Genomic DNA, 14,635 nt, shown 5'->3' on the forward strand with positions numbered 1-14,635 from the left:
GAAGGAAGCAATAAAAAAATCAGAATCGTTTAGGAGAGGATAGAATGTATGAGAAGTATTTGAACAAAAAAAGGTTAATACTGCTTTTGACAGGGGTAATTACAGCTTCAGCCTTTTCTGGCACAGGCAGTATGGCGCAGGTATCGGACGAGGGTGTTTCCTGGCTTTCCGATATGGAGTTAAGCCAGGGAGAAGGCGCACCTCCGCAGGCAGATACGGTTTTACCGGATGATAATCAGTATAAGTACCAGAAGGATGAGCTTGCGGCTTTTTGCCATTTCGGACCCAATACCTTTAATGAGGTGGAGTGGGGAGAGGCCTATGGAGATAAGTCTCCAAATGAAATCTTTCGCTTAAAAGACAGCTTTGATGCAAAAACCTTAGTTCAGACGCTTAAGGAGGCTGGCTTTAAAAAATTGATTGTAACAGCGAAGCACCATGACGGATTTTGTATCTGGGCAAGTGACAGCACAACCTATGATGTTGCGGCTACGGACTATAAAAACGGAAATGGAGATGTGCTAGCGGAAATATCAGCAGCATGTACAGAGGCAAATATGGATATGGGGCTTTACCTTTCGCCCTGGGATATTCATGACAGCAGCTACGGATATAAAGACCAGAACGGCAACGTCCTGGTAAAAACCGTTGAGAGGAATGGAACGAAAGAAAACGTCCCCATTGACGGGCTGAACTGGGAGCAGGTTCGGGAGCGGGACGCAAAGGATTATAATGAATTTTACAACACGCAGCTTACAGAGATTCTTTCCAATGATAAGTATGGTAATAACGGAAAGTTCGTAGAGGTCTGGATGGACGGAGCGAAAGGCTCTGGCAGTAATTACCAGGAATACGATTTCAAGAAATGGTTTGAGACGATTCAGAAGTATGAGGGTAAGGGTGTTGGGGGCCGCACAGCCAACTGCATGCTTTTTGGAGCGGATAGCTACACCACTGTACGCTGGATAGGCAATGAAAAGGGATATGCAGCGAAGAATACCTGGGCGAAATCCACTGCGGATCCCAATGGCAGCGGAAAGAATAACGCTGGAACAATCAATAGTTATAATCAAGATGGATTTACAGTCGGATCTGAAACGGGCAATCAGTGGACCGTTCCGGAAGCGGATGCACGCATCACCTCTGGCTGGTTTTGGGGAAATAATAAAAAAACACCGAAAACCGTTAAGGAGTTAGGAGATATGTATTTTAACTCCGTAGGCAATAATGCCACTCTGCTGCTGAATATCCCGCCAAACGACAAGGGGAAGGTGGAACCTGCAATTTTAGAGCGTGTCACAGAATTTGGGGAGAATGTTAAGAATACATTTAAGACCAATTTGGCAAAGGATGAGGCAGCCAGCATAAAGGCATCCTCTGTAAGAGGGAACGTCAGGCAGTTCAAGCCTGGCAACGTCATTGACGGCAGGGATGACACCTATTGGACTACCCCAGATGGAACAAGGGAGGGAAGCCTTTTGATCGATCTTGGAGCGGAAAAGACATTTGATGTGGTATCTGTCGAAGAAGCGATCCAGTTTGGGCAGAGAATTAATAGCTATAGGGTAGAATACCGAAAGGGGACAAGAGGACCCTGGATGCTTATGGATAGCGGACAAACCATCGGAGCAAAGCGGCTGTGCAGAAGCGATGTCCTTAAGGCCCGGCAGATTAAGATTACAGTAAGCACACCAGAGGGAAAGGTGCCTGTGCTGAGCGAGGTTGGAGTATATAAAGCCACCAGAGAATTTGAGAAAGAGACGGTTGTAACCGCAGGAATGGATTTTATTGATATTACAGACGAATTGGAAACGGATAAAGCTGACGCAATAGGCTTTCAGGTTCAGTCGGGCACATGGACGCAGGAGTATGGGTCTAATTTTGCCGGTGGCACAAGCAAATGGGCCAACCCTTCGGCAAAGCTGACGCTCAAATTCCACGGCTCTAAGGTATATCTTTTAGGCACGCTGGACCCAGGGCATGGAAAGGCAGAAATCCAGATAGACGGCAAAGCCCCGGTCACTGTGAATACGAGGTCTGAAAAACGGAAAACCGGGCAGAGATGGTTTGAGTCAGGAGATTTAGAGGATGGAAATCATACCTTGACTTTGACTGTAAAAGATGGGCCAATCGGCATTGATGGAGCGATGGTGATCAACAATGGAGGAAAAGGAATGATTGGCCTGGAGCAAAGCTCCTATACTATGAATGAAGATGAGACCAGGGATGTAAAAATCATACGTGTAGGCGGTACAACCGGTAAAGTTACGGCAAAACTGGAGCCAAATCCGGGGAATGCTGTTCAGGGATCGTATAATACCGAGCTGATTACAAAGGTGGTTTTAGAGGATGGTGAATCGGAAGCCACAGCACAGGTGCAGACAAAGAGAAATACAGATAAAACCGGGAATGAATGGTTTACAGTTGAGCTTACAGAGCCAAGCGAGGATTTAATACTTGGACTGAACCAAACAGCAAAAATTACCATCAAGGATATGGAGAGCGGAGGAGGAGAATAAGCAGCTAGCGACATTCTCTGAGATACATAAATGTATAATTTGCTTCCCTTGGAACAGACTAACCTTAAAATAAATGAAACGGATTCCATTGTATTTATTATGAGAACCGGGAAAGGGAGGTCTGGATATGGGACAGGGAAAGAATGGAAAGAAGAATAAGTGGCAGACGGATCAGTTGGAAAATCAGGATGACGAGGCAAAGAAGGTAGAGAAGGAAATCCAGGAAAAGGAGGATTCCCAGATGGAGGAATACGGCCAGATGACCCTGGAGGAAAACCAGAAGCAGAGAAAGATTCACCTGATTACCATTATCGGCGAGGTGGAGGGACATGAAAATGCCTCAGGAAGCAGCAAGACCACCAAGTATGACCATGTGTTGCCGAAGCTGGCCCAGATTGAAGATGATGACAGTGTGGATGGACTTTTGGTGCTTCTGAATACTTCGGGAGGAGATGTGGACGCAGGTCTGGCGATTGCAGAGATGATCGCGTCCTTAAGCCTTCCTACGGTATCCCTTGTGCTGGGAGGCAGCCACTCTATCGGTGTGCCTCTGGCTGTGTCTGCCAATTATTCCTTTATAGTGCCTTCTGGAACGATGATGATTCATCCGGTGCGGATGACCGGCATGGTGATTGGAACGGCACAGACCTATGAGTATTTTGAGATGATTCAGGATCGGATTCTTACCTTTGTGGCCTCCCATGCGGATATTGCTTATGATCAGCTAAAAGCCCTGATGCACAACACCAAGATGCTGACCAGAGATTTGGGCACCGTGCTGGTGGGAGAGCAGGCTGTGGAGGCCGGGCTCATTAATCAGGTGGGAGGCATCAAAGAGGCTTTGGGTAAGCTGTATCAAATGATTGATGAGAGAAAGAGAGGAAACGGCCGCTGATAATATGAGCCTGCGCCCTTGAACGGAACAGAGGGAAGATTTTTAGAGCGTTAACATTGCAATTCCTTTCAATTTTTTGTATACTTATTATGATTAGGCGCTGAAGTCGCGAGGGAAGGAGGCGTCTGAAGAGAAAGATTTGAAAGAGAATGACAGGGGGCTATACAGGTGGCTGAAACGAATAAAAGACAGCAAAGCGGAAACAGAAAACCGGGCAGGCCAAAGAGCAGCGCCTTAAAGAAGGGAAGCTCTGCCTCCAAAGGGCGCGGTTTTTCTGGGAAAAAAGGGTATGAAGAACAGAATACAGAGTTTATGAGAGCAGAAGTGGTTATCATCTGCTCTTTTGCTGTTGCTATTTTACTGTTTCTGAGCAACTTTAAATTGTGCGGTATTGTGGGGGACGTCCTTCGGGAACTGCAGCTGGGAATATTTGGAGTGGCAGGGTATGGGGTTCCCATACTGCTTTTTCTGGGAACCTGCTTTCACCTGTCTAATCAGGGAAATGCACATGCGGCAATGAAGCTGGCGGCTGTGGCGCTGGCTTTAATTACTGTTTGTGCTTTAATGCAGCTGCTCTTTGGAACCACTCCGGAAGGGGCTCATTGGATCGAGTATTATAAGCAGTCCAGCACAGGAGGAAGCGGCGGCGGCTGGCTGGGCGGCGTTGTGGCTTCCCTTCTGACGTTGGGCATTGGCAGGGCCGGAGCTTTTGTGCTGCTGGTGGTAGTGTTTATAATCTCTATGGTAATGATTACCGAGCGTTCCTTTGTGAGCGCTGTAAAGCGGGGCGGAGATAGGGCTTACCAGTATGCGAGGGAGGATATGGATCGCAGGAAAGAGCTTCATGCCCAGAAGGCAGAGGAGCGGGCCCGTCTGAGAGAGGAGCAGAGGGTGAGAGGGGTGAATCTGGATGCCACTCGACTGTCACCTGTGGATGAGAACCATTCAGATGTTTATGAGGATGAGGAATTTGACCGGGAATTTGGCGATGATTTGGAGGAGATGGCTCCGGTCAATGAATTCAGGGGTAAATTCGATCCGCCTTTGGATGCCGGCGAAGAGAACGGGCTTCCATATGCAGCTGTTTCTTATGAGGAGGAGTTAGGCTCTCTGGCCCGAACCATTGAGAGGCATAGCCGCAGGAGCGTGTCCGGTTATGGAGAGAAGCCGCCGGTCATTGGCGTGGGAAATGAGGATGGGAAGGAGGCTTCTGAGGAGGAGACAAATCTCATGTACGCCCCAAGGGATGTGCGTACCCTGGAGGAGATGGAGATGACAGAGCCTGCTGCTTCACAGGAGGAATACGAAGAAATTCCCTGGGACAGGGAGGGCGAAGAGATACGGTCGCCTTATGAGGCGGCAGCTTCTGATACCTGTCAGAAGGATAGCTTTTCTGCTGTCGCAGGAGTATCCCAGAGAGTTAGAGATACGCAGGATACCTTAGAGAAGGAAGCAAGGGCTGACAGTGTTTTTGTGCCTGAGGAGTCAAAGCGGGTAGTTACTGCCTCCGGCAAGGTGATAGAGACGGAGACGGAGCTCCTTGAAAAGAAGCTTGAGAAGCGGCGGGAGGAAGCGGTTCAGTCAGATCCCAACTTGGCGGTGGCAGATGAGATTCAGAAAAAGGAGGAGGCTGTCAAAAAAGAATACATATTTCCACCCACCAGTCTTCTTAAGAAGGGAGCCAGAAATGCGGGAGCCTTCTCCGGTGATGAATATAAGGCGACAGCTATTAAGCTTCAGCAGACCCTTCACAACTTTGGGGTAGGCGTTACTGTGACCAATATCAGTTGCGGGCCTGCCGTAACGCGCTACGAGCTTTTGCCGGAGCAGGGGGTTAAGGTCAGCCGGATTGTAGGTTTGACAGATGATATCAAGCTGAGCCTTGCAGCTACGGACATACGAATTGAGGCGCCTATCCCTGGCAAGTCGGCTGTGGGTATCGAGGTGCCCAATAAGGAAAATAATATGGTTTACCTAAGGGAGCTTTTGGAGTCGGATGCTTTTCATAGCCATAAGTCCCGGCTGGCTTTTGCAGTAGGCAAGGATATCGGCGGCCAGGTGGTTGTGGCTGATATTGGGAAAATGCCTCACCTGCTGATTGCAGGGGCTACCGGCTCCGGTAAGTCAGTTTGCATTAACACGCTGATTATGAGTATTATTTTCAAGTCTAGGCCTGAGGATGTGAAGATGATCATGGTAGATCCTAAGGTGGTGGAGCTGAGCGTGTATAACGGCATCCCCCATCTCTTAATTCCGGTTGTGACGGACCCCAAGAAGGCTTCCGGTGCGCTTAACTGGGCCGTAGCTGAGATGGAGGATCGCTATAAAAAGTTTGCCCACTGTAATGTGAGGGATTTGAAGGGCTATAATGAGAGGGTGGAGAAGCTTCCTGATACAGAGGATGAGAATAAGCCTAAGAAGCTGCCTCAAATCGTAATCATCATTGATGAGCTGGCCGATCTTATGATGATTGCTCCGGGAGAGGTGGAGGATTCCATCTGCCGTCTGGCCCAGCTGGCTCGTGCGGCCGGAATCCATCTGGTAATTGCCACCCAGAGGCCGTCGGTCAACGTTATTACAGGTCTGATCAAAGCCAATGTACCTTCTAGAATTGCTTTTGCCGTGTCGTCGGGGGTGGATTCACGCACGATTATTGATATGAACGGCGCGGAGAAGCTTTTGGGCAAGGGGGATATGCTCTTTTATCCGGCAGGCGTTCCAAAGCCCCAGCGGGTTCAGGGCGCGTTTGTATCTGACGAAGAGGTGAGCCGGGTAGTAGACTTCCTTACAGAGCAGGGTATGGTGGCTGAGTACAGCCCTGAGGTGGAAAACCGGGTTTCCTCTCCTGTGTTTGAAACAGGGGGAGGAGCTTCCAACAGAGATGAGTATTTTGCACAGGCCGGCCAGTTTATTATTGATAAGGATAAGGCTTCCATCGGTATGCTCCAGCGAATGTTCAAGATTGGGTTTAACCGTGCGGCTCGGATTATGGATCAGCTGGCGGAGGCTGGTGTGGTAGGGGAAGAAGAGGGAACAAAGCCTAGGAAGGTTCTCATGAGTCCAGAGGAGTTTGAGGAAATGCTGGAGCAGGGGAATTAGCTGCTGTTGATGTTTATTAGAAAATAATTTCAAATATTGAGAGGAGGAGAAGGGTATGAAATCAGATATTGAGATTGCCCAGGAAGCAGTAATGAAGCCGATTCAGGAGGTGGCTGCCGCTTACAATATCGCAGAGGAGGATTTGGAGCTTTACGGAAGATATAAGGCTAAGCTGGCAGACAGCCTTTGGGAGAAGGTGAAGGATAAGCCGGATGGCAAGCTGGTGCTGGTAACGGCCATTAATCCTACTCCTGCAGGGGAGGGAAAGACTACGATAACGGTAGGCTTAGGTCAGGCTTTGGGGAAAATGGGAAGGAATGCCATCATTGCGCTGCGGGAGCCTTCCCTGGGTCCCTGTTTTGGAATCAAGGGAGGAGCGGCAGGGGGAGGCTATGCACAGGCAGTACCTATGGAGGACTTAAACCTGCATTTTACAGGTGATTTTCATGCCATCACATCTGCCAACAATCTACTGGCAGCCTTGTTGGATAATCATATTCAGCAGGGAAATGAGCTGGGAATTGATCCGAGACAGGTGATGTGGAAGCGCTGTGAGGATATGAATGACAGAGCGCTGCGCAATGTGGTGATTGGTCTGGGAGCCAAGGCGGACGGCATGGTCAGAGAAGATCACTTCGTAATTACAGTGGCCTCCGAGATTATGGCCATTCTCTGTCTGGCAGAGAATATGGAGGATTTGAAGGCAAGGCTGGGACAGATTATCGTAGCCTATAGCTTTACAGGCCAGCCTGTGACTGCTGAGGATCTCCATGCAACTGGCGCTATGGCTGCCCTTTTAAAGGATGCGCTAAAGCCCAATCTGATTCAGACACTGGAGCATACGGGTGTGCTGGTTCACGGAGGCCCCTTTGCGAATATAGCCCATGGCTGCAACAGCGTGCGGGCTACCAAGACGGCTTTGAAGCTGTCGGATATTGTGGTAACAGAGGCCGGTTTTGGGGCGGATCTGGGGGCGGAAAAGTTCCTGGATATTAAGTGCCGCAAGGCGGGCTTGAAGCCGGATGCCGTAGTTCTTGTGGCTACCGTGCGGGCTCTTAAGTATAATGGCGGCGTTCCAAGGGATCAGCTGTCCCAGGAGAACCTGGACGGGCTTAAGAGAGGAATTGTGAATTTGGAAAAGCATATTGAGAATATCCAAAAGTATGGTGTGCCTGTGATTGTAACCCTTAATTCCTTCATAACCGATACCCAGGCAGAATATGCTTATATTAAGAAATTCTGCAAGGAATTATGCTGCGAATTTGCCCTTTCTGAGGTTTGGGCCAAGGGAGGGGAGGGAGGAATTGCTCTGGCTGAAAAGGTGCTTCATACTTTAGAGCACAAGCCGGGCGATTTCCATGTGCTGTATCCAGATGAGATGTGCCTGAAGGAGAAGATTTATACCATTGCGTCAGAGATTTATGGCGCAGTGGATGTATCCTACGCACCAGCTGCTTTAAGGGCACTTAAGAATATTGAGGATATGGGATTTGGAAATCTGCCCGTCTGTATGGCTAAAACGCAGTATTCCCTGTCTGATGACCAGACCAGGCTGGGCCGTCCCACAGGCTTTACTATCCATGTAAGGGACGCTTATGTATCAGCAGGGGCAGGGTTTGTAGTGGCTCTTACCGGTTCTATCATGACAATGCCAGGTCTGCCCAAGAAGCCGGCGGCTGAAAACATTGATGTGGATAAGGATGGAAGGATCACAGGACTTTTTTAAAGGAACGGATATGCAGTATCATTGGGGCGGGCTCTGCCTTTCGCGGGGCCAGCCTTTCGCCGGGCCTTTAGTGTGTTGGCAGAGGGGCAGAGTAGGAAATCTGCTCCTCTGCCAGGACATTGGAATCCCATGCCAATGGCCGTCTGCAACAGTATGGATTGAGAGGAAAAGGATTATGGTATTAAAGAATTGGCTGCAGGAGCTGGAGTTTGAACTGGTGCAGGGCAGTCTGGAGGCAGAGGTAAATGAGATTGTCTATGACTCCAGAAAAGCACAGCCAGGAGCTGTATTTGTGTGCATGGGGGGAACCAGAGTGGATTCCCACAAATTTGTGCCGGAGGTGCTAAAGGCTGGAGTCAGGGTGCTTCTTACAGAGCGCAGCGTTGAGGAGGAATTAAAGGCTTCCGGCCTGCCCAAAGAGGAGCTTTTACAGGTGACAGTGCTTCGAACCCCTGACGGGCGCCGGGGGCTGGCCCTTCTTTCAGCGGCCAGATTTGGCTATCCGGCAAAGCGCATGGTGACGATTGGCGTAACAGGCACCAAGGGGAAGACGACTACGACCCATATGATTAAGACGGTTCTGGAGGCGGCAGGAAAAAAGGTAGGTGTCATTGGAACCACAGGTATGATCCTTGGTGACAGGGTGACTCCTACTGTGAACACCACGCCGGAATCCTACCAGCTTCATAAAGCGTTTCTGGAAATGGCTAAGGCAGGCTGTGAGTATATGATTATGGAGGTATCCTCCCAGGGACTTAAGATGCACAGGGTGGATGGGATTGAGTTTGATTATGGCATCTTTACAAACATTTCTCCGGATCACATTGGCCCGGATGAGCATGCGGATTTTGCGGAATATTTATACTATAAGTCACAGCTGTTAAACCACTGTAAAGTGGGGCTGGTGAATCGCAATGACAGTCATTTTCAGGAGATTGTAAAGACAGCCTCCTGTAAGCTTTATACCTACCGTGTGGCAGATAATGGGGGGCAGGAGCAAGCGGCAGGAGCGGGCCGGAAGGAGCAGGCAGCAGAAAGCGCGGCAGATCGGTTAGTGGCGGACTTTGAGGCTTCTAACATTTGCTGTGTGTCTCAGCCTGACTTTGTGGGAACAACCTTTAAGGTTACAGGCGCATATGAGATGGAGGTGCGTCTTGGTATTCCCGGACGGTTCAATGTAGATAATGCTTTGGCGGCTGTAAGCCTTTGCAGCTTTCTAACGCTTCCAAAGCATCTGGTAAGCCATGGGCTGGAGCATATCCGCGTCAATGGACGCATGGAAATTGTCCATACTTCAAAACGCTGCACTGTACTGGTGGATTATGCCCACAATGCGGTGAGTATGGAAAGTCTTTTGGCTACGCTGAGGGAGTATCATCCAAAACGGTTAGTGGTGGTGTTCGGATGTGGAGGCAACCGCTCCAGAGACAGGAGGTATTCTATGGGCGAAATAGGGGGACGTATGGCAGATCTGTCGATTATTACGGCGGATAATTCCAGGTACGAGAGAACAGAGGATATTATGGCTGATATCCGGGGCAGCATTGAAAAAACAGGCGGCGCATTTCTGGAGATACCGGACAGGCGGGAGGCGATTGCCTACAGCATTATACATGCAGAGCAGGGAGATATGATTGCAGTGATCGGAAAAGGACATGAGGATTACCAGGAGATTAACGGAATGCGCTATCATTTCCTGGACCGTGAGGTCATTAAAGCGGTGATAGAGGAACTGGAGGATAAGGAATGAGCTTGACAGATATGACAGCGGGAGAGCTGGCAAGGGCAGCAGGCGGCAGGCTTTTACAGGGGAAGGCAGAGTCGAAGATAAGACATATCAGTCTGGATTCCAGAAAAATGAAGGGAGATGATTTATTCGTACCTATTATTGGTGAAACGGTGGACGCCCACAGGTTTATCTGTCAGGCTTTGGAGCATGGGGCGGCGGCTGTATTTACCAGTGAGCACCACACGCCTGAAGACGTAAAGACCTGTATAATAAGGCAGATGGGAGCAGATAGTTCTTCGGGCTGGAAAGGGAAAGAGGCCGCCTGGATTGAGGTGGAGGATACCAGAAAGGCTCTTCAGGATGTGGGGTTTTTTTGCAGAAAGAAGCGCTCCCTTCCTTTGGTGGGGGTTACAGGAAGCGTTGGCAAGACGACCACTAGGGAGATGATCGCGGCGGCTTTAAGTACAGGCTTTCATGTGTATAAGACCCCGGGCAATTCCAACAGCCAGGTAGGAGTTCCCATTACCATAGCGGAGATTCCGCGGGACGCCCAGATTGGCGTCATTGAGCTGGGGATGAGCCAGCCGGGAGAGATGACCCGGATTGCCCGGATTGCTCAGGTCGATTATGCTGTTATAACCAATATTGGCGTTACGCATATGGAGAACCTGGGCTCCAGGGAGAACATTCTGAAGGAAAAGCTTCACATACAGGACGGGATGAATCCCGATGGAATGTTGATCCTGAATGGAGATGATGAGAGACTGCGCAGTGTGATTCCGGAGGGAGGCAGGAAGGCTCTTTTCTATGGTATGGGAGAGAACTGCCAGTGCCGGGGGCAGGATCTCCATCTGGAACATGGATACCCTGTGTTTACGGCGGTTTTTAAGGAGGAGAGGGCGCAGGTTCGGCTTAAGGTAATGGGGGTACATATGGTTTCCAACGCTCTGGCCGCCCTTGCGGTAGCCGCTGTTAACGGAATTTCTCTAAAACAGGCGGCTGCCGGTTTAGAAAAATTTGAGGGCTTTAAGGGCCGGCAGCAGACCTTTAAATTGGGCGGCGTCACAGTGATTGACGACAGCTATAATGCCAGTCCTGCATCTATGAAGGCCGGGCTTAGGGTGCTCTGGGGTGCATCAGACGCTAACCGTAGAATTGCGGTGCTTGCGGACATGAAGGAGCTGGGAACCGGCGCTTTTGGCTTTCACAGAGAAATAGGAGCCTACATAGCGGCTCACCCGGTAGATGAGGTGCTGCTGTTGGGAGATCTGGCGGCGGAGATAGGCCGTGGGCTTTTGGGGGCCGGTTCAGAAGTGCCTGTTACCCTCTGCAAAGATTTGGAGGAGGTAAAGGGCTGGCTGAATAAGCAGCTTAAGGAGGGGGACTGGGTTTTCTTTAAGGGTTCTAACAGTATGGGGCTGTCTGAGGCGGTGAGCTATGTTAAAAATCAGAGAAGCCAGCAAACAATCTGATACTATCTAAGAAAAAGAACGCATATTTTCTGACGCTGCAATAAAAATTCATATCCTGATCTTATTTGGGGAAGAATCTTTTCTTAGATACCCTTCTTTCGGGAAAGTGGGGAAAGCAGTTTGAATGAGATAAGGAGAAATGTGTGATGCAGAAGAAGGATGATAAGAGGATACGATGGAATACACTGGCCTTAATGGCATTTTCTACAGTATGGGGCTTTGGGAATGTGATCAATGGTTTTTCGGAATACGGAGGGCTTAAGGCGATTGTATCCTGGGCTTTGATTTTTGCCATTTATTTTATTCCCTATGCCCTGATGGTAGGGGAACTGGGCTCTACCTTTAAGAATGCCGGAGGAGGCGTCAGCTCCTGGATTAACGAAACCATCGGTCCCCGGATGGCCTACTATGCAGGCTGGACCTACTGGGTCGTTCATATGCCATATATTTCCCAGAAGCCCAACTCCACCGTGATCGCGGCAAGCTGGGCTTTGTTCCAGGACAAGCGGGCCAGCGATATGAATACCACGGTGATGCAGCTGATTTGCCTGGTGATTTTTCTTTTTGCTATGTATCTGTCCAGCAAGGGAATAGCTGTGCTGAAGCGCCTTTCCACTTTGGCAGGCTCCGCTATGTTCATTATGTCTATGCTGTTTATTGTAATGATGATAGCAGCTCCGGCTCTGACGGAGGGCAGCTTTCAGAGGATCGAGTGGACGAAGGAGACCTTTATCCCTACCTTTGATTCGGGCTTTTTTATGGGCCTGTCCATATTGGTGTTTGCAGTGGGAGGATGTGAGAAAATTTCTCCTTATGTGAATAAAATGAAGAATCCGGCAAAGGAGTTTTCAAAGGGAATGGTGGCGCTGGCCTTTATGGTGGCTGTCACTGCCATTCTTGGAACCATAGCTCTGGGAATGATGTTTGACTCCAATCAGATTCCTGGAGATCTGATGACTAATGGAGCTTACTATGCCTTTCAGAAGCTGGGAGCCTATTATCATCTGGGTAATTTTTTTGTGGTGGTTTATGCTCTGACCAACCTGATTGGACAGTTTTCCGTTATGGCGCTTTCGGTGGACGCGCCTCTGCGTATGCTTTTAGACAGCGCTGATTCCAGATTCATACCGAGGAAAATGTTTGAGAAAAATGAGAATGGAATCTATACCAATGGTCACAAGTTGGTGCTTTTAATTGTTTCTATTCTGATCATTGTTCCAGCCTTTGGAATAAAAAATGTGGATGTGCTGGTGCGGTGGCTGGTGAAGGTAAATTCCGTTTGCATGCCTCTGCGGTATTTGTGGGTGTTTGCGGCCTATATAGCCCTTAAAAAGGCCGGCAAGGTCTTTCAGGCAGAATACCGTTTCGTAAAGGGACGGAGGGCTGGCATGGCCTTTGGAATATGGTGCTTTGGATTTACTGCATTTGCCTGCGTCACAGGTATTTATTCAAACGATCCATTCCAGCTGGCGCTGAATATTGTGACTCCCTTTGTGCTGGTAGGGCTTGGGGTTATTATGCCTTGTCTGGCTGCACGTGAGAGAAAAAAGGGCTGAAAGCGCCTGCGTCTCCCCTTTGCAGGCGTGCAGCCTGTAAAGGGGAGCTGGGCGAAATGGTTAGATGGAGGAGATAACGATGGAAATCAATAAGGATAAATGCCGGAAAACGGCAGAGGAGCTAATTTCGTTTTTAGAGTCCAGTCCCACCAGCTTTCATGCGGTGGAAATGATAGCAGGAGAGCTTAAGGAGGCTGGTTTTGCAGCCTTGTCAGAAGGGGAGAAGTGGCTGCTTAAGGAAGGAGGAAGCTATTATGTAACAAGAAATCAGTCGTCCATCATTGCATTTAAGCTTCCGGAAGGAGCTTTTACTGGCTTTCAGATAATGGCTAGTCACAGCGATTCCCCCTCTTTTAAGATAAAAGAGAATCCGGAAATGGAGTCTGAGGGACATTATATAAAGCTGAATGTGGAGAAATACGGCGGTATGCTGTGCGCTCCTTGGCTCGACAGGCCCTTGTCTGTAGCAGGACGGCTGGTTATCAAAGAGGGAAACCGTCTGGTTTCAAAGCTGGTGAATGTGGATCGGGATCTGCTTCTGATTCCCAATCTGGCGATTCATTTTAACCGGGAAGTAAATGATGGTTACAAATACAATGCTCAGATCGACATGCTGCCTGTGTATGGAGGCGCAGATGCCAGAGATACCTTTATGATGACGGTGGCGGAGGCGGCCGGAGTGGAGGAGGGAGCCGTCCTTGGACATGATCTGTTCCTTTACAGCAGAATGCCGGGAACGATCTGGGGAGCCGGGGAGGAATTTATCTCCTGCGGACGTCTGGATGATCTGCAGTGCGCGTTTGCTTCCCTGAAAGGATTTTTAAAGGGAGGGAGCCATTCCACTGTATCCGTATATGCGGTTTTGGACAATGAAGAGGTGGGGAGCGGCACCAAGCAAGGGGCGGATTCCACCTTTTTAGAGGATACGTTAAAGCGGATTAACCATAGCCTGGGACGGAGCCAGGAGGAATATCTGATGGCCATTGCCTCCAGCTTTATGGTATCGGCTGACAATGCCCATGCTGTTCATCCAAACCTTTCAGGAAAGTCAGATCCCACGAACCGTCCATACATGAACGAAGGAATTGTAATAAAGTATAATGCCAACCAGAAATATACCACAGATGCAGTGTCTGCCGCTATGTTCAAAGAATTATGTCACAGGGCAGGCGTGCCTTACCAGACCTTTGCCAACCGGTCGGATATGCTGGGCGGGTCTACGCTGGGGAATATCTCCAATTCCCATGTTTCACTTAATACAGTGGATATAGGCCTTCCCCAGCTATCCATGCATTCACCTTATGAAACGGCAGGAATTCGTGACACCTGTTATCTGATAAGGGCGGCGGAGGCGTTTTTTTCAACCTGCATGAGGGCGGACGGGACTGGGGAATATGTGATAAAATAGGATGGCACACAAGTGCCTAGTGACTTTCAGCTTTTTATGTGGTATACTATGGTTACTTGGAGAGGGATAAACGTCCCACGAAACAATATGAGAAAGGGGAAGAGGAGCATTTGGCTCTTGCTTAAAACCTTTAACTGTGATATGACAGTTTGGCTAATTTCAACCACATGACTGAAAGGCTCCAGCCAGCAGGGATGGAGCCTTTTAAATGGGTAAGGAGAGGTACATTAA

Annotated in this window: 8 protein-coding genes; all 8 read left to right on the forward strand. The window is 49.2% G+C overall.

Annotation, left to right across the window (positions count from 1 at the left end; genetic code table 11):
* Nucleotides 1–44 precede the first annotated feature (44 nt).
* The 8 genes from FYJ39_RS14170 to FYJ39_RS14205 all read left to right on the forward strand — a co-directional run bounded on the left by FYJ39_RS14170 (nt 45) and on the right by FYJ39_RS14205 (nt 14,404).
* Entirely contained in the window at nt 45–2,519 is a 2,475-nt protein-coding gene (locus FYJ39_RS14170) for an alpha-L-fucosidase (RefSeq protein WP_154473117.1), read from the forward strand.
* Between the two features lie 127 nt (nt 2,520–2,646).
* Nucleotides 2,647–3,414, forward strand: a complete 768-nt coding sequence (locus FYJ39_RS14175; RefSeq protein WP_154473118.1) for a ClpP family protease — start codon at nt 2,647–2,649, stop codon at nt 3,412–3,414.
* A gap of 168 nt (nt 3,415–3,582) precedes the next feature.
* Nucleotides 3,583–6,513: an FtsK/SpoIIIE family DNA translocase gene (locus FYJ39_RS14180; RefSeq protein WP_328597555.1), complete on the forward strand. Its 2,931-nt coding sequence runs from the start codon at nt 3,583–3,585 to the stop codon at nt 6,511–6,513.
* A 55-nt stretch (nt 6,514–6,568) separates the two neighbouring features.
* Nucleotides 6,569–8,239: a formate--tetrahydrofolate ligase gene (locus FYJ39_RS14185; protein WP_154473119.1), complete on the forward strand. Its 1,671-nt coding sequence runs from the start codon at nt 6,569–6,571 to the stop codon at nt 8,237–8,239.
* 175 nt (nt 8,240–8,414) lie between these two features.
* Nucleotides 8,415–9,989 (forward strand): UDP-N-acetylmuramoyl-L-alanyl-D-glutamate--2,6-diaminopimelate ligase, encoded by a 1,575-nt coding sequence (locus tag FYJ39_RS14190; protein WP_154473120.1) that lies wholly within the window; start codon nt 8,415–8,417, stop codon nt 9,987–9,989.
* Complete coding sequence (locus tag FYJ39_RS14195) at nt 9,986–11,440, forward strand: UDP-N-acetylmuramoyl-tripeptide--D-alanyl-D-alanine ligase (protein ID WP_407923847.1); 1,455 nt, start codon at nt 9,986–9,988, stop codon at nt 11,438–11,440. The genes FYJ39_RS14190 and FYJ39_RS14195 overlap by 4 nt, the downstream gene beginning before the upstream one ends.
* Nucleotides 11,441–11,586: 146 nt before the next feature.
* On the forward strand, nt 11,587–12,996 hold the full coding sequence (locus tag FYJ39_RS14200) for an amino acid permease (protein WP_154473121.1): 1,410 nt from the start codon (nt 11,587–11,589) through the stop codon (nt 12,994–12,996).
* A 79-nt stretch (nt 12,997–13,075) separates the two neighbouring features.
* The gene (locus FYJ39_RS14205) at nt 13,076–14,404 is read left to right on the forward strand and encodes a M18 family aminopeptidase (protein WP_154473122.1); all 1,329 of its coding nucleotides are present in this window, start codon (nt 13,076–13,078) and stop codon (nt 14,402–14,404) included.
* Nucleotides 14,405–14,635 lie beyond the last annotated feature (231 nt).

Source organism: Clostridium porci (genome assembly GCF_009696375.1).
Lineage (GTDB): Bacteria > Bacillota > Clostridia > Lachnospirales > Lachnospiraceae > Enterocloster > Enterocloster porci.